Annotated in this window: 19 protein-coding genes; 11 read left to right on the top strand and 8 right to left on the bottom strand. The window is 67.3% G+C overall.

The window, feature by feature from the left end; genetic code table 11:
* Positions 1 to 15: 15 nt before the first annotated feature.
* The 4 genes from EDD41_RS06745 to rsmI form a co-directional block, all read right to left on the bottom strand.
* Positions 16 to 966, bottom strand: a complete 951-nt coding sequence (locus EDD41_RS06745) for a 4-(cytidine 5'-diphospho)-2-C-methyl-D-erythritol kinase (protein WP_211336602.1) — start codon at positions 964 to 966, stop codon at positions 16 to 18.
* A gap of 90 nt (positions 967 to 1,056) precedes the next feature.
* Entirely contained in the window at positions 1,057 to 1,929 is an 873-nt protein-coding gene (gene rsmA, locus EDD41_RS06750) for a 16S rRNA (adenine(1518)-N(6)/adenine(1519)-N(6))-dimethyltransferase RsmA (protein WP_094765727.1), read from the bottom strand.
* Complete coding sequence (locus EDD41_RS06755; RefSeq protein WP_123575369.1) at positions 1,922 to 2,809, bottom strand: TatD family hydrolase; 888 nt, start codon at positions 2,807 to 2,809, stop codon at positions 1,922 to 1,924. The genes rsmA and EDD41_RS06755 overlap by 8 nt, the downstream gene beginning before the upstream one ends.
* A gap of 60 nt (positions 2,810 to 2,869) precedes the next feature.
* Entirely contained in the window at positions 2,870 to 3,781 is a 912-nt protein-coding gene (rsmI, locus tag EDD41_RS06760; protein ID WP_094765749.1) for a 16S rRNA (cytidine(1402)-2'-O)-methyltransferase, read from the bottom strand.
* Between the two features lie 145 nt (positions 3,782 to 3,926).
* Between rsmI and EDD41_RS06765 the strand changes: the two genes are divergently transcribed.
* Complete coding sequence (locus EDD41_RS06765; RefSeq protein WP_123576904.1) at positions 3,927 to 5,498, top strand: dolichyl-phosphate-mannose--protein mannosyltransferase; 1,572 nt, start codon at positions 3,927 to 3,929, stop codon at positions 5,496 to 5,498.
* Between the two features lie 74 nt (positions 5,499 to 5,572).
* Positions 5,573 to 7,057: a uracil-xanthine permease family protein gene (locus EDD41_RS06770; RefSeq protein WP_123575370.1), complete on the top strand. Its 1,485-nt coding sequence runs from the start codon at positions 5,573 to 5,575 to the stop codon at positions 7,055 to 7,057.
* Positions 7,058 to 7,125: 68 nt separating this feature from the next.
* On the opposite strand, the gene EDD41_RS06775 is transcribed toward EDD41_RS06770, so the two are convergent.
* Positions 7,126 to 8,379, bottom strand: a complete 1,254-nt coding sequence (locus tag EDD41_RS06775) for an APC family permease (RefSeq protein ID WP_123575371.1) — start codon at positions 8,377 to 8,379, stop codon at positions 7,126 to 7,128.
* Between the two features lie 125 nt (positions 8,380 to 8,504).
* Between EDD41_RS06775 and EDD41_RS06780 the strand changes: the two genes are divergently transcribed.
* From EDD41_RS06780 to EDD41_RS06800, 5 genes are all read left to right on the top strand, one after another.
* Complete coding sequence (locus EDD41_RS06780) at positions 8,505 to 9,905, top strand: IS1380 family transposase (protein ID WP_123575372.1); 1,401 nt, start codon at positions 8,505 to 8,507, stop codon at positions 9,903 to 9,905.
* A gap of 284 nt (positions 9,906 to 10,189) precedes the next feature.
* Positions 10,190 to 11,278, top strand: coding sequence for a type I restriction endonuclease (locus tag EDD41_RS06785; protein ID WP_094765730.1), 1,089 nt, complete (start codon positions 10,190 to 10,192; stop codon positions 11,276 to 11,278).
* Positions 11,279 to 11,312: 34 nt separating this feature from the next.
* Complete coding sequence (locus EDD41_RS06790; protein ID WP_094765731.1) at positions 11,313 to 11,912, top strand: DNA-3-methyladenine glycosylase I; 600 nt, start codon at positions 11,313 to 11,315, stop codon at positions 11,910 to 11,912.
* A 10-nt stretch (positions 11,913 to 11,922) separates the two neighbouring features.
* Positions 11,923 to 12,537, top strand: coding sequence for a PQ-loop repeat-containing protein (locus EDD41_RS06795; protein ID WP_123575373.1), 615 nt, complete (start codon positions 11,923 to 11,925; stop codon positions 12,535 to 12,537).
* 37 nt (positions 12,538 to 12,574) lie between these two features.
* Positions 12,575 to 13,081, top strand: a complete 507-nt coding sequence (locus EDD41_RS06800; protein WP_123575374.1) for a methylated-DNA--[protein]-cysteine S-methyltransferase — start codon at positions 12,575 to 12,577, stop codon at positions 13,079 to 13,081.
* Between the two features lie 23 nt (positions 13,082 to 13,104).
* On the opposite strand, the gene EDD41_RS06805 is transcribed toward EDD41_RS06800, so the two are convergent.
* Together EDD41_RS06805 and EDD41_RS06810 are read right to left on the bottom strand one after the other, a co-directional pair.
* On the bottom strand, positions 13,105 to 13,905 hold the full coding sequence (locus tag EDD41_RS06805) for a hypothetical protein (RefSeq protein ID WP_123575375.1): 801 nt from the start codon (positions 13,903 to 13,905) through the stop codon (positions 13,105 to 13,107).
* The gene (locus tag EDD41_RS06810) at positions 13,902 to 14,804 is read right to left on the bottom strand and encodes an ABC transporter ATP-binding protein (protein ID WP_123575376.1); all 903 of its coding nucleotides are present in this window, start codon (positions 14,802 to 14,804) and stop codon (positions 13,902 to 13,904) included. The genes EDD41_RS06805 and EDD41_RS06810 overlap by 4 nt, the downstream gene beginning before the upstream one ends.
* 266 nt (positions 14,805 to 15,070) lie before the next feature.
* On the opposite strand from EDD41_RS06810, the gene EDD41_RS06815 reads away from it, so the two are divergent.
* From EDD41_RS06815 to EDD41_RS17450, 3 genes are all read left to right on the top strand, one after another.
* On the top strand, positions 15,071 to 15,553 hold the full coding sequence (locus EDD41_RS06815; protein ID WP_123575377.1) for an HXXEE domain-containing protein: 483 nt from the start codon (positions 15,071 to 15,073) through the stop codon (positions 15,551 to 15,553).
* A 6-nt stretch (positions 15,554 to 15,559) separates the two neighbouring features.
* Positions 15,560 to 15,802 carry a hypothetical protein gene (locus EDD41_RS06820; protein ID WP_123575378.1) on the top strand — a complete coding sequence of 81 codons (243 nt, stop codon included), beginning with the start codon at positions 15,560 to 15,562 and terminating at the stop codon, positions 15,800 to 15,802.
* 1,011 nt (positions 15,803 to 16,813) lie between these two features.
* The gene (locus EDD41_RS17450; protein WP_245995557.1) at positions 16,814 to 17,146 is read left to right on the top strand and encodes a tyrosine-type recombinase/integrase; all 333 of its coding nucleotides are present in this window, start codon (positions 16,814 to 16,816) and stop codon (positions 17,144 to 17,146) included.
* A 114-nt stretch (positions 17,147 to 17,260) separates the two neighbouring features.
* Here the strand turns inward: EDD41_RS17450 and EDD41_RS16805 are convergent, their stop codons facing one another.
* Positions 17,261 to 17,428, bottom strand: a complete 168-nt coding sequence (locus EDD41_RS16805; RefSeq protein ID WP_170165271.1) for a hypothetical protein — start codon at positions 17,426 to 17,428, stop codon at positions 17,261 to 17,263.
* Positions 17,429 to 17,531: 103 nt separating this feature from the next.
* Between EDD41_RS16805 and EDD41_RS16570 the strand changes: the two genes are divergently transcribed.
* Entirely contained in the window at positions 17,532 to 18,050 is a 519-nt protein-coding gene (locus EDD41_RS16570; RefSeq protein ID WP_148060493.1) for a hypothetical protein, read from the top strand.
* Positions 18,051 to 18,063: the final 13 nt, after the last annotated feature.

Raw genomic sequence — 18,063 nt, forward strand, 5'->3', positions numbered from 1 at the left:
AAAGCAGATCTGGGCTCAACCGAGAACCGTTGCCCCGGGCACGGGGCCGGTGGCGCGTCGGGTGGCGCGCACCTGGGGCAGCTTGGCGAGGGCGGCACTGAGGTCCATGGCGGCTGACTCGCTACCGGCCAGGAAGGCGCAGGTGGGGCCGGAACCAGAGACCATCGCCCCCAGGGCACCGGCGTCCAGACCTGCCTGGAGGATCTGCGCCAGCTCGGGGCGAAGGTCCAGTGCCGCGGCCTGCAGGTCATTGCGCAGCGCCTTGCCCAGGGCTTGGGGGTCGGCCTTGGCCAGGGCCTCCGCGACGGCGCACGGGATCTCGGTCGACGCCGGTGCGGCATCCGGCCGGGCAGCCATCTCGTCGAAGCGCCGGAAGACGGCCGGCGTCGAGAGTCCCTCATGGGCCAGGGCCAGCACCCAGTGGTAGGTTCCGCGGCCGAGCAGGGGCACCAGCTGGTCCCCGTGCCCGCGGCCGATGGCATTGCCGCCCATCAGGGGGAAGGGCACGTCGGAACCCAGCTCCGCGGCCAACTCATGCAGGTCATCGGGAATGGTGTCCAGGTCCCACAACATGGCGCAGGCCAACAGGGCACCCGCGGCATCGGCGGAGCCACCGGCCATGCCACCCGCGACGGGGATGGTCTTCTTCAGGTGCAGCCGGACGCCAAGGTCAGGGCTGCCGTGACGCTGTGCCAGCAGGCGGGCGGCGCGGACGGCCAGATTCGTCTCGTCCGCGGGCACGTCCTCAAGCCCCTCACCGGACATGGTGAGCACGACGGTTCCCGGCTCTCCGGGCGTCGCGATGACCTCGTCGAACAGGCTGAGCGCGTGGAAGACCGTGCCCAGCGGGTGATAGCCGTCATCCGCCAGCGAGCCCACGCACAGTGCCAGATTCACCTTGGCGGGCACCCGGACCCTGACCCGCTGACTGGGGTCCTTCGACGCACTGATCTGCTTCGCTTCCACGTCGCCGAACCTAGCCCAGATCAGTCCCGCTGCCCACTCGGGAGTCCACCAGACAGGGCATCGACGCTTGTGAGCAACGCAAAATTTGTACTACACGGCGTCATTGGCGCGAGTGGCCGCCAGCGCCTCGGCAACCCGGGCGAAGTCCTCGATCCCCAGCACCTCGCCGCGAGCCTGCGGGTCCACCCCGGCAGCCACCAGCACCTCGCTGGCGGCAGCCGAGGAACCACACATTCCGGCCAGCGCGGCACGCAGCATCTTGCGACGCTGGGCGAAGGCGGCGTCGATCACGGCGAAGACCTGTTCCCGTGTCGCGGTGGTCTCGGGAGGTTCGCGACGGATGATCCGCACCAGGCCGGAGTCCACATTCGGCACCGGCCAGAAGACCTTCGGCGGAACGGTGCCCACCCGGGTGGCCTCGGCATACCAGGCCATCTTCACGCTCGGCACGCCGTAGATCTTGCTGCCGGGGGTGGCCACCAGGCGGTCGCACACCTCCAGCTGCACCATCACCAAGCCGCTGCGCCAGGAGTCGAAGTGCTGCAGCAGGTGCAGCAGGACGGGCACGGAGACGTTGTAGGGCAGGTTGGCCACCAGGGCGGTCACCGGATCGCCGTCGAGTTCGTTGACCTGCAAGGCGTCGGAGTGGACCACTGCCATCCGTCCGCTGGCCTCCGGCATCCGCTCGACGACGGTCCGGGCCAGGCGGGGCGCCAGCTTCTCGTCGATCTCGATGGCGGTGACGGCCGCACCGGTCTCCAGCAGGCCCAGCGTGAGCGAGCCCAGGCCGGGGCCCACCTCCAGGACGACGTCGTCGGCGCCGATCCCGGACAGCTGCACGATGCGGCGCACCGTGTTGGGGTCGATCACGAAGTTCTGGCCGCGCTGCTTGGTGGGCTTCAGATCGAGTTCGTCGGCGAGGGAACGCACCGATCGAGGGTCCAGCAGACCGGTCTCAGGCATTGGTGTCGTCCTCTCCCCAGCTTGCGCCGAAGGCTTCGAAGGTGTTGTTGCGCACCTGCCGACACAGCTCGGCCAGGTCGGCGTCGAGCACGTCGGCCATGAAACGCAGCGTGTGCGGCACCAGGTAGGGCGCATTGGCCTTGCCCCGGGCGGGAACCGGAGTCAGGTAGGGGGCGTCGGTCTCCACCAGGATCCGCTCACGGGGGGTGGCCCTCAGTGCCTCCGACAGGTAGGGCGCGTTCTTGTAGGTGACCACACCGGGGAAGCTGAGCCACATGCCGTGCTCGGCGTCGTCATGCGCCAGGCAGGCACGGGCGAAGTCCGCATCTCCGCTGAAGCAGTGCATCACGTTGCGCTCGGGCAGCTGCTGCTCACCGAGCACCCGCACCAGGTCGGCATGCGCGTCGCGGTGGTGGATCACCAGGGTCTTGCCATGCCGACGGGCCATCTCGATGTGGGCCACGAAGCTGCGTTCCTGCTTGGCGTGCAGCGCCTCGTCGGTGGTGCGGTAGTGGTCCAGACCGGTCTCGCCGAGCGCGCGGACATGGCTCCCGGCGGCGGCCAGGGCGTCGATGGCCTCGAGGTCGGCGTCGAGCGTCTCGCTGCGCGCGGCGTCATTGGGGTGCATCGCGACGGCTGCCACCACCTGCGGGTACTGTCCAGCCAGCTCGACGGCAATGCGGGATGAGGCGACGTCACATCCCACCTCTACCACGCGGTCCACCCCGACGGCTGCGGCAGCGGCGAGGTTGAGCTCCACGTCCAGGCCGGAGTACTCACGGGTGGAGTCCAGGTGGGTGTGGGAGTCGACGACGGGTGAGGGCAGCGGCTCCGGGAGCAGAGGGAGTTTCAGCTCGGCGAGCCGTGCGGGGATGTCCATGGGGTCCATTCTCCCATCCCCTCGACACGCTCGGGGAACGGTGAGGGGTGGGCTCGGGGATCAGCGGGCGTCCAGCGCGGCCTGGTAGAGCTGCTTCTTGTTGGCTCCGGTCAGCTTCGCCACCTCCGCGACGGCGGCCGACAGCTTCTCCCCGTCGGCAATTCGCCGCTGCACCAGGGCCAGCGCGTCCTCCGACTGGTCCCGTAGCGGGGCGCCCTCCACCACCACGCAGATCTCCCCGCGAGCGTGCTCGGGGGCCCAGGCTGCGAGTTCCGCCAGACCACCGCGCACCACCTCCTCATGGGGCTTGGTGAGTTCCCGGCAGACGGCAGCCTGGCGCTCTTCGCCCAGCGCCGCTGCACTGTCGGTGAGAAAGTCGGCCAGCCGGTGCGGCGCCTCAAAGAAGACCATGGTGCGGGTCTCTGCGGCCAGCTCGTCGAGGCGACGCCGACGCGGCCCGCCCGAGCGGGGCAGGAAGCCCTCGAAGCAGAAGCGGTCCACGGGCAGGCCGGAGACAGCCAGGGCGGTCAGCACGGCACTGGGCCCGGGCACACAGGTCACCTCCAGCCCCTCCTCGACGGCCGCACCCACCAGCCGGAAGCCGGGGTCGCTGACGGCGGGCATCCCGGCATCGGTGGCCACCACCACATTGCGACCGGCCTGCAGGTCCGCGACAAGTTCGGGGGTGCGGGCGGCCTCGTTGCCCTCGAAATAGGACACGACCCGGGCGCGCGTGGTGACGCCCAGCCGGCGCAGCAGCGTCTGCAATCGACGGGTGTCCTCCGCGGCGATCACCTCGGCGCCGGCAAGTACCGCCTTCAGGTTGTCCGACGCATCCACGCTGGAACCGATCGGGGTGGCCGCCAGCACCACGCGGCCCCGCCCCCGGGAATCGGGACGCAGCTGGCGCCCCAGCGGCGAGTTCTGGCCGGGCTGGTCGTCGGGTTCGTCGAAGCTGGACTCGTCGCTCATGCTGACCATTGTGACGCCTGACCAGCTGGAACGGCTCATCGAAGGCGCGGTCTCATAGGATGCGGGGGTGACCGAAGCCGAGCAGCCTTCCGCCGCCCCGTCCCCGGTGGGTGCCGCCGCCGCACCTGCCTCGGCCCCGCGGCCCCTGACCACCGTCGAGCGCCTGAGCGACGGCCCGAGGCCCGACCGGCTGGTCTCCTGGCTGGTGACGCTGGGCATCACGGCCTTCGCCTTCGTGCTGCGCTGGGTGAACATCGGCCGCCCCAAGGGACTGGTCTTCGACGAGACCTACTACCCCAAGGAAGCCTGGACCATGCTGCACCTGGGCTACGAGGGCAAGTGGCCCGACTTCCAGCCCGGTCATCCCAAGCTCAAGATCAACGACGCCATCGCGCAGGGCATGGTCGACGGATGGAGCCCCGAGGCGAGCTTCGTGGTGCACCCCCCGTTGGGCAAGTGGCTGATCGCCGTCGGCGAGCACTTCTTCGGCATGAACTCCTTCGGGTGGCGGTTCAGCTCACTGGTGGCGGGCACCCTGCTGGTGCTGGTGACCATCCGGTTGGCCCGACGCCTGTCCCGCTCCACCCTGGTGGGTGCCATTGCCGGCGTGTTGCTCACCCTCGACGGGCTGGCCTTCACGATGAGCCGGATAGGGCTGCTGGACATCTTCCAGGCGCTCTTCCTGGTCAGCGCTGTGGCGTGCGTGGCGACAGACCGTGACTGGTTCCGGCACCGCCTGGCCCGCCACCTGACCCGTCACGGCCTGGATGACCTGGGCGGCCGCTTCGGCCCCGCCTTGCTCTTCCGCCCCTGGCGGCTGGCGGCCGGCATCCTGTTCGGGCTGGCGATCGGCGTGAAGTGGAACTCCCTGTTCGTGCTGGCCAGCATGGGCATCGTGTCCGTGGTCTGGGACGTCAGCGCCCGTCGGCTGTCGGGCGCCGGGCCGCGTGCCTGGTCCTCGCTGCTGCGCGACGGCATCCCGGCCTTCATCCACCTCGTGGTGGTGGCGGTACCCGTCTACCTGGCCTGCTGGACCGGCTGGTTGACCACCCACGGCGGTTGGGGACGCGGTTGGGGCGCCGAGCACCCGGACCACTGGCTGGTGCGATTCTTCGGGGCCCCGCTGGGTTCCCTGATGCACTACCACCAGGACATGTACAACTTCCACACCGGCAGCGGCATGATGACCGCCACCCACGTCTACGAGGCCAATCCGTGGGGCTGGCTGATCATGTACCGGCCAATCGGCATCGACGCGGTCAACGACATCAAGCCCGGCGTCGACGGGTGCGAGGCCGTCAATGACACCTGTCTGCGGGTCATCTCCGGCGCCGGCACCCCCCTGCTCTGGTGGATGGCGCTGGCGGCCCTCTTCGCCGGGCTGGCCTTCTGGGTTGCCGGACGGGACTGGCGCTTCGGCCTGCCGATCGTCGCCATGGCCAGCACCTACCTGCCCTGGTTCAAGTACATGGACCGGCCGTTGTTCTTCTTCTACGCCATCTGCATCATCCCGTTCACCGTCACGATCCTTGCCATGTGTCTGGGCAAGATCATCGGTCCGGCCGATGGGCCGCACCGTCGTCGCGGGGCCCGGATCGCCGGAGCCGCCGTGGCAGCCGTCGCGGCGAACTTCGCCTTCATCTACCCGATCCTCACCGACGGCCTGCTCACCCGCAAGGCGTGGATGGCCCGGATGTGGTTCAAGTCCTGGATCTGAGTACCGGGGCTCGGGTCCGCGGTCATGCAGCCTCCCGACGGTCCGTACAATGAGCCGGACGAAAGGGAGATCACGTGATCTGGAAGCTGCACGGCAACGGACATCTTGAACCGGGAGCCGTGGTGGCCCCCGACGAGCGCCTCAGTTGGGGCAAGACGATCGGGCTCGGCGCACAGCACGTGGTGGCCATGTTCGGCGCCACCTTCGTCTTCCCGCTCCTGATGGGGCTCAACCCGCAGCTCGCCGTGATGATGAGTGGCGTCGCCACCCTGCTCTTCCTGGCCCTCACCGGCAACAAGGTGCCCAGCTACCTGGGCAGCTCGGCCAGCTTCGTGGGTGTGGCCACCGCCATCTACACGATGGGAGGCAATCCGGCCGACGTCTCGGGCGCCCTGTTCTTCGTCGGCCTGGCCCTCTTCCTGGTCGGCGTGGTGATCCACCTCGCCGGCGCTCGCGTCATCCACCGTGCCCTGCCGCCCGTGGTGACCGGCGCCGTGGTGATGCTGATCGGCTTCAACCTGGCCCCCGTCGTCGCCGGGACCTACTGGCCGCAGGACCAGTGGACCGCCTTCATCGTGATGCTCGTCGTGGTCTGCCTCTCGGTGGGCCTGCGCGGCTTCCTGGGCCGCATCGCCATCTTCCTGTCGCTGATCTTCGGCTATGCCCTGAGCGCGGTCTTCGACCGGGTGCTGGGCCCCATCACGCGCGTGGTGGGTGGCCAGAGCACCACCGCCTACCGCGTCGACTGGACCAATGTGAAGTCCGCGGACTGGTTCGGCCTGCCGCCGGTGACAGACCTGGCCGGCTGGAAGTACGGCGCCGCCAACAATGTGCTCGGTTTCCACTGGCCGCACTTCAGCCTGGCCTTCACCCTGGTGGCGCTGCCGGTGGTCATTGCCCTGATTGCAGAGAACACCGGGCATGTGAAGGCCGTCGCGGAGATGACGGGCAAGAACCTCGACGAGTCCATGGGCCGGGCCATTGTCGCCGACGGCCTCACCTCCATGATCGCCACCGGTGCGGGCGCCGGCCCCACCACCACCTATGCCGAGAACATCGGTGTGATGGCCGCCACCCGCGTCTACTCCACCGCCGCCTACGTGGTGGCTGCGCTGGTGGCCATCTGCTTCGGTTTCTCCCCCAAGTTCGGTGCCGTCATCTCGGCGACGCCCGGCGGTGTGCTGGGCGGCATCTGCGTGGTGCTCTACGGCATGATCGGCCTGCTCGGCGCCAAGATCTGGAAGGAGAACAAGGTTGACTTCGGCAATCCGGTCAACCTGGTTCCCGTCGCCGCCGGCATCATCATCGGCATCGGCGACGTCTCACTGAAGTTCAGCGAGAACTTCACCCTGGGCGGCATTGCGCTGGGCACGCTGGTCACCGTGATCCTCTGGCACATCTCCAAGGCGATCGCCCCGCGCTACCTCTCCGACGCGGCCGGTGGCTCCAACCTGGTGCTTGATGCGCCCGGCATCTACACCGTCGACGGTGAAGAGGACCGCCCGTACGAGAAGTACGACCCGGCCAAGCGGCACCGGGAGAACAACCCGCTGCGCTGATCCGGGCCGGCCACAACAGAGAACATGGGACGGGGGCTGCTGCCACTACGGCAGCAGCCCCCTTCTTTTCACTCTGTTCTGGCCTCACAGGATCCGTGTCGGACGATCAGTCGGCCCACCGCACCGGTGGCCAGCACCGCCACACCGGCCACCACAGAGGTCCACGGCAGAGTCGCCACCAGCAGCAGGCAGAGCGCCATTCCCAAGCCCTGCAGGAAACTCGGGTAGCGCCGATCCTCGGACTGGTGCCAGGCGGCGGCATTGGCGACGAAGTAGTAGAGCAGCACCCCGAAGCTGGAGAAGCCGATGGCACCGCGCAGGTCCGTGAGCAGCACCAGGACGGTGACGACGCCGGCCAGGGTGAGCTCGGCACGACGGGGAACCTGGTGGACGGGTTCGATGACGGCCAACGCACGGGGCAGGTCACCTTCCCGGGCCATCGCCAAGGAGGTGCGCCCGATCCCGGTCATCAGGTTCAGCACGGCCCCGACTGCCGCGGCCGCAGCGCCGAGGCGCACCAGCGGGGAGGCCCTGTCAGCGTCGACGGCCTGCACCAGTGACGCCACCGGAGCGGTACTGGCCCCCAGCGCTCGGGCACCGAGGGTGTGCAGCAGGGTGGTGCCGACGGCCAGGTAGACCATCAGGGCAATGCCGAGCGCGAGCACGATGGCGCGCGGAATCGTCCGTCGAGGCTCCACCACCTCCTCCCCCATCGTCGCAATCCGGGCGTAGCCGGCGAAGGCGAAGAAGAGCAGGCCCGCGCCCTGCAGGATGCCGAGCGCACTGGTCGGAGTGGGGTGCGATGGCCCGGACGCGCCTCCGCCGGTCCACCCCAGCGCGACGACGAGGGCCAGCACCGCGAGCAGGGTGAAGGCCAGCAGGCGGGTGATCCGGGCGGTGCGGGTGATGCCCCGCAGGTTGGCCGCCGCCAGGGCCCAGACGATGGCAACTGCGGCGGGGCGCTGCCACGCGTCGGGCACCAGGTAGGCGGCGGCAGTGAGCGCCATCGCGGCCACCGAGGCGGTCTTGCCGATCACGAAGCACCAGCCGGCCAGGAAGCCGGGCCAGGGTCCCAGTTCCTCGCGGCCGTGGAAGTAGGTGCCGCCGCTGGTCGGATACCGGGCCGCGAGCTGGGCGGAGGAGGTGGCATTGCAGAAGGCCACGACGGCGGCGATGGCCAGGCTCACCAGCAGCGCATCCCCGGCGGCCCTCGCCGCAGGGGCGAAGGCGACGAAGACCCCGGCCCCCAGCATCGAGCCCAGACCGATCATCACGGCGTCGAAGAGGCCCAGGCGACGGGCGAGGGTGGCGGGGGCGGTCATGGGGCGCAGGCTAGCCCGGAGATTTCACGGGGGTGGCTGGACGTGAAGGAGGGAAGTGCCCGCTGACCTGCGAAGATACCGATTGTCTAGGTCTGTATCAGCGTGGTTGAAGGAGCACTTCCCAGGTGAACAAGCGTAGCCGGATGTATCCGTGTGTCCGAGTTGACCGCGCAAACGTTCCGGCGGTGGGTCAGGCGGGCGGGGTGTTGCTCACCCGGACCGTGGAGGCCTCCGGCCTGGGCCTGGTGTTGAGCCAGGCGCTCGGGCTGTGGCGCAAACCCCTCGCGAAGCATGATCCGGCGAAGGTGCTGCTGGACCTGGCCATGTCACTGGTGCTGGGCGGGGATTCCTGCCGTGACGCCGCCCTACTACGCAGCGAACCCGGAATCTATGGCCCGGTGGCCTCCGATCCCACGATCTCCCGCACCATCACCGCCCTCGCGGCCGATGTCGACCGAGTGGAGAAGGCCGTGGCGAAGGCCAGAGCAGCAGCCCGTGACCTCGTGTGGGGCCTGGCAGACGACAAAGCCCCCGGCCATGACGCGACTGCTGACAAGCCGGTCATCATCGACCTGGACGCGACCTTGATCACCTCTCACAGTGACAAGGAGCAGGCCCGAGCGACGTTCAAGAAGGGTTACGGCTTCCATCCGTTGTTGGCGTTTGTCGACCATGGCCCCGACGGGACCGGCGAACCGGTAGCGGGGCTGTTACGAGCGGGCAATGCGGGGTCGAACACCGCGTCGGATCACGAAACCGTCATCCGCTCCGCGTTGAAACAGGTGCCCGGGATCAACCCGAGCAGGCCCGGCCGCAAGGTGTTGATCCGTACTGACGGGGCTGGTGGTTCCAAACAGCTTCTCGGCTTCCTCTCCAGCAAGGGGGTGTCGTACTCGATCGGCTTCACGCTGCCGATGAGCACCCCGGAGTTGTATCACCTTGTTCCCGAGGCCGCGTGGCAGGATGCCTACAACGCCGACGGCCAGGTCCGCGACGGCGCAGCAGTGGTCGAGTTCACCGACCTCCTCACCGCCAAAGACCTGTTGAAGGGCTACCCCACCGGGATGCGAGTGATCGTGCGCCGGGAACGACCCCACCCCGGCGCCCAGCTCCGCTTTGATGACGTCGATGGCTACCGGCTCACCGCCTTCGTCACCAACACTGCCAGAGGCCAGTTGGCTGATTTGGAGATGCGGCACCGCCGCCGCGCCCGTTGTGAGGACCGCATCCGCACCGCCAAAGACACCGGCCTGACCAACCTGCCGTTGCAGGGCTATGACCAGAATCGCATCTGGCTGCTCATCGTCCAGCTGGCCAGCGACTTGCTCGCCTGGATGGCCATGCTCTGCCTCGACGGCCCCGCCAGGCGATGGGAACCCAAGACCCTGCGCCACCGCATCTTCACGATCGCCGCCACGTTGGCCCACACGGGAAGGCGCACCATCCTGCACCTCAAGCGGAACAACCCCTGGTCCACACTGATCTTCGACGGCTGGAACCGGCTCGCAGCCCTCACGCCACCCTGACCACACCGCCACCCGACCCGACGATCAGCAGCATCTCTTCGACCAGTGGAACCGACGCCCACCCGCAACGACATGCGGGAACTTGTCACACCCCCATGCCAGAATCATGACTACGAGACCGGCAGCGACGCTGGACCGTCGGTCAGCCGGGCCCTATGAAAGATCGAGGCTAGGGCGCCCGAACGACGAGGAGGTGAACAATGCTGAGAATCCGCCTCATGCGCTGCACCGGGGACCGCCGAGAACTATGCTGCTCATCGTCACGTTCAAGGAGGAACGGAATCATGGAATTCGGTGAGAAGTTGGCTGCAATGGCCAAGAAGGTCCGCCAGGACAAGTCTGCCGTGCAGACCGAGGAGGCAACCAAGACGTCGTTGATCATGCCCTTCATCGCCACTGTGCTGGGTTACGACGTCTTCAACCTCAACGAGGTCGTACCCGAATTCATCGCTGATGTCGGCCTGAAGAAGGGCGAGAAGATCGACTACGCCATTTTGCGTGATGGCCAAGTGCAGATGCTGATTGAGTGCAAGAAGGTGGGCGAACCCCTGTCACTGGAAAACGCTTCCCAGCTGTTCCGGTACTTCCATGTCACGACTGCCAGGATCGCGTGCTTGACCAATGGCGAAGAGTATCGCTTCTACACGGACCTTGATGCGCCCAACAAGATGGACGAGAAGCCCTTCCTTGTGTTGGACCTCAGCGACATCGATGACGCGATCGTTCCGGAGCTCAGCAAGCTCAGCAAGGAGGTCTTCGACCTCGAATCGGTCATCAGCAGTGCCGGTGAGCTCAAGTACGTCAGCGCGATCAAACGGGTGATCGCGGCCCAGCGCAAAGAACCCACGGATGACTTCGTGCGAGTCTTCACCTCGCGCGTCTACGACGGGCGCATCACGTCCAAGGTCTCAGAACAGTTCTCCTACCTTGTCACCAAGAGCTTCTCGCAGTACATCGGTGACCAGGTGAACGAACGACTCAAGGCGGCACTGGGAAACCAGAACTTCCCGCAGTCCGCCGACGCGGAACTCCCCACCCCGGAAGCCTCGACAAAGCTCTCCCCCGAAACAACGGAAGACTCTGGAATCGAGACCACATTGGAGGAAATGGAGGCCTACCACATCGTCAGGGCAATCATCTGTTCGTGCATCGAACTTCAGCGCATTCATTCGCGAGACGCCAAGAGCTACTTCAGCGTCCTCATCGACAACAGCAATCGCAAGCCTGTCTGTCGCCTTCACTTCAATGGCGGCACCAAATACTTGGGACTGCTCGATGAGGCGAAATCCGAGACTCGCATCCCGCTGGAGCAGATCAGCGACATCTACAACCACACGGACGCCTTGAGGGAGGCAGCCACACGCTACGTCTGATCCTTTTGTCAGCGGCACCTGTCACCATGTCTGCATGGGTGAGCTGGTGACGGGTGAGGACGGCCGGGCGCGGCCGGTGTGGGCGGCGCACGACGAGTTGATGCGCCACTACTACGACACCGAATGGGGCATGCCGGTGCGCGACGAGCGCGGGCTCTTCGAGCGGCTGAGCCTGGAGGCCTTCCAGTCCGGGTTGAGCTGGGCGACGATCCTGCGCAAACGGGAGAACTTCCGGGCGGCCTTTGCCAACTTCGCCCCCGACGCGGTGGCCGCCTTCGACGACAAGGACCGGGAGCGTCTGCTCACCGACGCGGGGATCGTGCGCAACCGCCGCAAGATCGACGCGACCATCACCAATGCCCGGGCCACGGTCGCCCTGCGTGAACAGGGCGGACTGGTGGACTTCATCTGGGGCTTTCGGCCCGCCACGACGCCGGCCCCGCGAGACTACACAGAGGTCCCCAGCCAGTCCCCGGAGTCGGTGTCGCTGTCCAAGGCCTTGAAGAAGGCGGGTTTCGCGCACGTCGGACCGACGACGATGTTCGCGCTGATGGAGGCCGTTGGTATCGTCGACACCCACCTGATGGGGTCGTGGCGACGGGGCAGCTCCGGCGTATGGCCCTCGGGGGCCTAGCCTCGTCGCCATGGGCACCACGGAACTGATCGGATACCTGGCCTCGGCCTTGATCGTCGCGTCACTGGCGATGACGTCGGTGGTGAAGCTGCGCGTGATCTCGTTCATCGGCTCGGTGGTCTACGTGGCCTATGGCGTGATGATCCACTCCTGGCCCATCGTGCTCACCAATGCCATCATCGCCGGGCTGAATGTGTGGAACCTGCGACGGGAGCTCGGCCGTCCTCGGGACCTGGGGGCGGTGACCATCAGCCCCGATGCGCCCTTCCTGGCGGACTTCATCGCCTCCCACCGGCAGGACATCGCCCGGATCCAACCCACCTTCAGCGGAGTGCCGGTGGACGCCACCGCACTGCTCCTGATCCGCGACGGACTCCCGGCCGGAGCCGTGATCGGCCAGCGGGAGGGCGACGAGTTCCAGCTGGTGCTTGACTACGTGATGGCTCCCTACCGCGATTCCCGGCTCGGACAGTGGCTCTACCAGGGAGACGGGCAGAAGGTGCTGCACGACCTGGGCGTGCGACGAGTGCTGGCAGACCAAGCGCCGGACTTCCACCGCAGCTACCTGGAGCGGGTGGGGTTCGTGCCCGACGGTCAGGGCCGCTGGGCCAAGGAGCTGGACTGATGCCCGGCAAGGCCATGGTGGCCCTACCGTGGCTCCCATGACCACCGTCGCCCACTGCACCGTCCAGTCCCCCGTCGGCTCGCTCCTGCTGGCCGCCACGGACCAGGGGCTGGTGCGCGTCGCCTTCGAGATGGAAGGTTTCGACGTCGTCCTGGCGGAGCTGGCCGCACGCGTAGGGAACTCCGTCGCGGCGGATGACCCGATGCTCGCGGCCGCGGCTGCCCAGCTCGACGAGTACTTCGCGGGAACCCGCACTGGCTTCGACCTGCCGCTGGACCATGCGCTGTCGTCGGGATTCCGGCTGCAGGTGCAGCAGGCGCTGCCCGGGATCGAGTACGGCACCACCCTGACCTACAAGGAGTTGGCAGAGCTCATCGGGCGCCCGACGGCCGTTCGCGCCGTCGGAACCGCCTGCTCCACCAACCCGCTGCCCGTCGTGCTCCCCTGCCACCGGGTGTTGCGCCGCGACGGCAGTCTGGGCGGATACCTGGGTGGGCTGGACGCAAAGCGCGCCCTCCTGGAACTGGAGGGCGCGCTCGGCTGACGACGGGTCTTTCGCGTCGGGAACTACTTCACTTCGCGACGCAGCACCCGCATCGTGCCGACGGCGAAGGGGATGACCACCCAGAGCAGCATCGACGTGGCGAACTTGGCCCACACATTGTCCTGCACGGGCATGCCCTCCATCAGGGGCTGCTGCGCGATGGGCGCCGACAGGGTGTTGACCCAGCCGCCGCGTCCCCGCAGGGCGGGGATCGCCATGGTGAGGCCAGACACCAGCGAGGGTGCGACGTAGTAGGCGGCAATCGCCAGCGGCGTGATCAGCAGCAGGAAACCGAAGCCGAGGCCCATCACGACGCCGACCATCTGGTCGACCCATCCGGCCAGGTACTGCTTGCCGGTCATGTCGAAGTCCACCGGAGTGTTGTTGATCTGTGCAAGCACGACGTGGGTCAGCGCGGCCAGGCCCCAGGCCAGCAGCAGGAAGGCCGTCGCCCAGATGATGGCGGCCAGCGTCTTGGCGGCGACCACGCGCCAGCGTCGAGGCTCCTGGGTGAAGGTGATCAGGGCGGTGCGCTGGGACCACTCGTTGCAGGCGGCGATGATGCCCAGCACGGGGATCAGCATGCCCTGCGGCGAGGCTGTGGCCATCACCAGGGCGGAGAAGCTGGCGCCGTCATGGCGGTTGACGTACATCATCACGCCCAGCACGAGCGCGGTGATGACGGCAATGGCGATCAGCAGGCCCCGTCCACCACGGGTGTCCACCTGCTTTCGCAACTCGACGTGCAGCAGGCGGCCGAAGGACAGGCCCTTGCCGGTGGGGCGCTCGACGGCGGCGGGGGCGGTGGTGGCAATGGTGCTCATCGGATCTCCTGACGGGCCGTGTCCTGGGTGAGGTTGAGGAAGATCTGCTCGAGGTTGTTCTGGTCACGTTCACGCAGCAGCACCAGCGGCACCTTGGCGTCGATGGCCACCTGCCCCATCTCGGGCGGCAGCAGGCTGGCGTTGAAGGCGCCGTCGGGGCGCTGGGTGATGGTTCCGCCGGCGGCCTGGACGGCGGCGACGAGGTCCGAGCGGGTCATCGAGTCAACCACGCAGCCGGTCTCCTTGGAGGCCAGTAGTTCCTGCATGGACCCCTGGGCGACGATCTTGCCGTGGCCGATCATCACCAGGTCATGGGCGATCACCTGCACCTCGCCCAGCAGGTGGGAGCTGAGTAGCACGGTGCCGCCGTTGGCGGCGTAGTCGCCCAGCAGGCCGCGCATCCAGTGGATGCCAGCCGGGTCCAGGCCGTTGGCGGGCTCGTCGAGGACCAGCACCTTGGGGTCCCCCATCAGGGCACCGGCGATGCCGAGGCGCTGACGCATGCCCAGCGAGTAGTCCTTGACGCGTCGCTTGGTCTCGGCGGGAGTGAGGCCCACCATGTCGGTCATCTCGGCGACGCGGGACTTGGAGGCGCCGGCGATCAGGCCGGCCAGGGAGAGCACCTCGGCGCCGGTGCGGCCGGGGTGCTGGGCCGCGGCGTCGAGCATCACGCCGACGTGCTGGATGGGGTTGGGCAGGTCCGCGTACTTCATGCCGAGCACCGTGGCGCTGCCCGAGGTGGGCGGGGTGAGACCGCACAGCATCCGCATCAGGGTGGACTTGCCGGCGCCGTTCGGGCCGAGGAATCCGGTGACACGGCCGGGTTGGGCAGTGAAGGTGACGTCGTCGACGGCGGTGAAGTTGCCGTAGCGCTTGGTCAGGTGCTCAATCTGGATCATGCTTCCATCATTCCCGTGACGTGGGTTCATCCGTGTCCGCCGGAAGGAGGACATCGCTCAACCGACGGGTTGAGATTGGTTGGGCGAGTGGCTGTTGGGAAGTGGGCCACCTCCCGTCGCGATCGAGTGAATTCCGCACCCCAGTGCAGTGTGAACGTGCCCAAGACCCGTCAGCGCTCGATCGGGAAGATGGGGGTGCCCGGGCTGCTCCACCCGTGGCGTTAGCGTGGGCGTCGGCACCACTCGTCGCAGGAACGGAGGGGTTGATGGACGGCGTGCTCGACGGCCGGGACCGCTGGCTGGTCCCGCTGTCCCTGTGGGGATCCTTCCTGGCCAATGATGGCGAGGAATTGCTCACCATGGCGCCCACGACGGGTCTGTCGCAGACCCATGTCCGCGTCGGCGTGGCGACGATGGGCGTCCTCCTCGCCGCTGGCACGGTGGACGGCATCCGCACCCGGGGCCGCGGCTGGCTGTACCAGGACATCCAGTTGGTCTTCGGGGCGCATGGCTTCGGACACCTGGCCGGCTCGGCGTTGATGCGGCGCTACACGACGGGTGTGGCCACCTCCCCCACCGTCGTGCTGCCCCAGTGGTGGTGGGCGACGCGTCGGCTGCGTGCCGCGGGAGTGCCCCGCACCGCCCGTCCCGTGCGCGCCGTGGCGATCGTCGGTGGCTGGTTGGTAGCGGCCCACCGGCTGGGCTACCTCGCCTCCTCGCGGGAGCGCACATTCCGGGAGGACCGATGAAGCGCAATGACCGCGCGTTCGTCGAGCAGGTGTTCGGCAACGTCATTGGATGCCCGCGGCATTGTCGATGAGCGGGGAGGGCTGCACGCCCGCCTCGAGTTCACCGTTGACTTCGCCGATGTGGAGGCGCACGGCATCTGGATCGCCTTGCCCACGCAAACCCCGTTGCCGGGAGAGAATTCCCGCACCTCCAGGCTGCACACCTATCACGAGATCCGGGCGTCTTCCCCCCAGCGGTGCACCGGCTGACATGAGGCTGTCGACGTCCAGGTGGAATGGGGGCCTCGACAGCCTCGCCGTCCATATCGGCGAGGTCTCCGGACGCCAGCGCTATGTGCCGGAGTACGTCGCGACGGGCCTGTCTCGGGTCGGCGACCGGACCAGTTGGCAAGTGATCCCGACCGGCTTTGAGATGCCTCTGGAGGATGTTGACGTCGCCCTGGAGATGCCTGGGCAGGTGAGCGTCGTCACCTGCGCCACTGGGAACCTGGACCCGTGCACCACTGTGCGCCTCTCGGATCAGACCATCACCATTCACCAGAGCCACTTGGATCGCGGCGAATCACTCTCCATCGACGGCGCGGTGAACGAGGGCACCTTCGCCACTGACCAGACGCGGCTCGCCACCTGTCCCCGCCTGGGGCAGCGGTGCGCCCCAGCTTGTTCAACATCGTCGGGCTCGTCGTCGTCCTGCTACTCGGAGCAGCCTTGTTGCGTCATCGTCGTCGGTCAGGATTCCGGTTCCAGAACCGACAGGCTCAGACCGTCCATGCCTCCGGCAGTCCAGCCAGCACTCACCCGGGAGAGGTGGCCGTCCTGCGTCGCGGCACTGCCGATGTGTTGGCCCACGAGGCTGCCGTCCTGCAGGCCATCGTCGACGGACTGGTCACAGCCACCGAGGTGAGGCGCGGCCGGTACTCCTTGTGCTGGACGCTCGCGAAGGTACCTGGACGAGCCAGTCAGTACCCCGTCACCGCGGCCGTGGTGGACGGCCTGTTCCGCGATCAGGATACGGTCACCACCCGCGAGCTGGCCCGTTCGAGCTTCCGGCCCCAACTCGCCTCCGTGCGCCACGGCCGAACAACTCCGCATGGCCATGAGTGCACGACGGTTCCGCGTCCTGCCTGGGTCTGGCCTCACGTGCCAGCTCATCTGGTCGTACGGCCACCCGCTTGGCATCGTTCCCGCACGCCAGGTGCCGGCCCTGGGAATGGCCCCGGCGCTCGACCGCGTGCCCATGGGCTGGACCGAGGATGGCGAGTGCCCCTGGCAAACAGAGTCCTTCCCATCGTGCTGTCGCTCAGCAGTGGGAAGTTCCCGTCCGACCTGCTCCTCACGACGAGCAACGGGAGCCAGCTCCACCGTTCAGCAGTTCTCCGCGCCATCCACTGGCAGACCACCGGCCAAGGACGCCGCATCCACGACCTGCTCCACACCGCCGCCTGCCTCTGGCTGGCCCGCGGCGTCGACCCTGGAACTGTTCAGCAGTGGATGGGCCACGAGTCCATCGCCACGACGAACCGCTACCTCCATCATCTCGGAACCGCCGCCGACCAAGCAGGTCTGCGCAAGCTGAACCAGCTACGTTGCTAGAACTCAAACCTTCCGGCTTTCAAGACTTACCTCGTGCATACTGCCCTTGCCTGCATCTTCAACTGGACGTTGATCCTCCAGTACCTTCAGGTTCTGTGCTGGCCGGGGATCGCCCTAGTCGCGCTCATCTTTTTCAAAGGTCCGATCGCCGCAAAGATTGGAGACATGAAGTCGGCTAGCCTGGCCGGCTTTGACGCCGACTTTGCTACGGAAACCAAGGCTCTGGGAGAAACTGTCGAACGCTTGCAGGATCAGGAGGAACAGGCGGGCAGCGATGACCATCGGGCGACGGTTTCACCAACCCCACATGAAGAGGCTGACCATCGCCAGCCACAGCCGAAGGGCCAGAGCAGCTCGCCATCGGCAAGCCCTGAGCCAAGCGCGCATGACCACCGCCCAGAAGGGCCCGCGGGTCTCGAGGGAGGATCGTCACGAACCCGACTGGACCCGGTCCTTGACTCCGGCCGCAGCACGCCGTCTGGACCGCAGTCTTATTGACCTGATGACCGATCCTGATTTCGAGGAAGCACGACGCATCGTTCCCGTGTCAACACCCGCTGGGATCCTCACGGCTCATGGGGAGATGGAGCGCTGCCTACGAGCCGCCTGGGCGATCGACAATCCCGATGAAACAAGATGGCAGGCCTCGAGCACACAGATGGTGCGAGACCTTGGCCTGGACTCTGAGTTCGGCAGCGTGATTCGAGATCTGACCAGGCTGCGCAACAACTACGCACACGGGGACGCCGCAAACCGAATCGACGTCGACTCGGCTATGTCCTACATCGACACTTGCGAAGCCGTGGCCCAGTCGGCACAACGCAAGGTGCTGTCCAAGTTGCGGCATCCATCTGGCGCACATCCCTTCTTGGCCTACCTCACTGGCGGCATGCCCCTCAAATAGACTCTGGGGCACC

The sequence above is a fragment of the Luteococcus japonicus genome, from assembly GCF_003752415.1.
Taxonomy (GTDB): Bacteria; Actinomycetota; Actinomycetes; order Propionibacteriales; family Propionibacteriaceae; genus Luteococcus; species Luteococcus japonicus.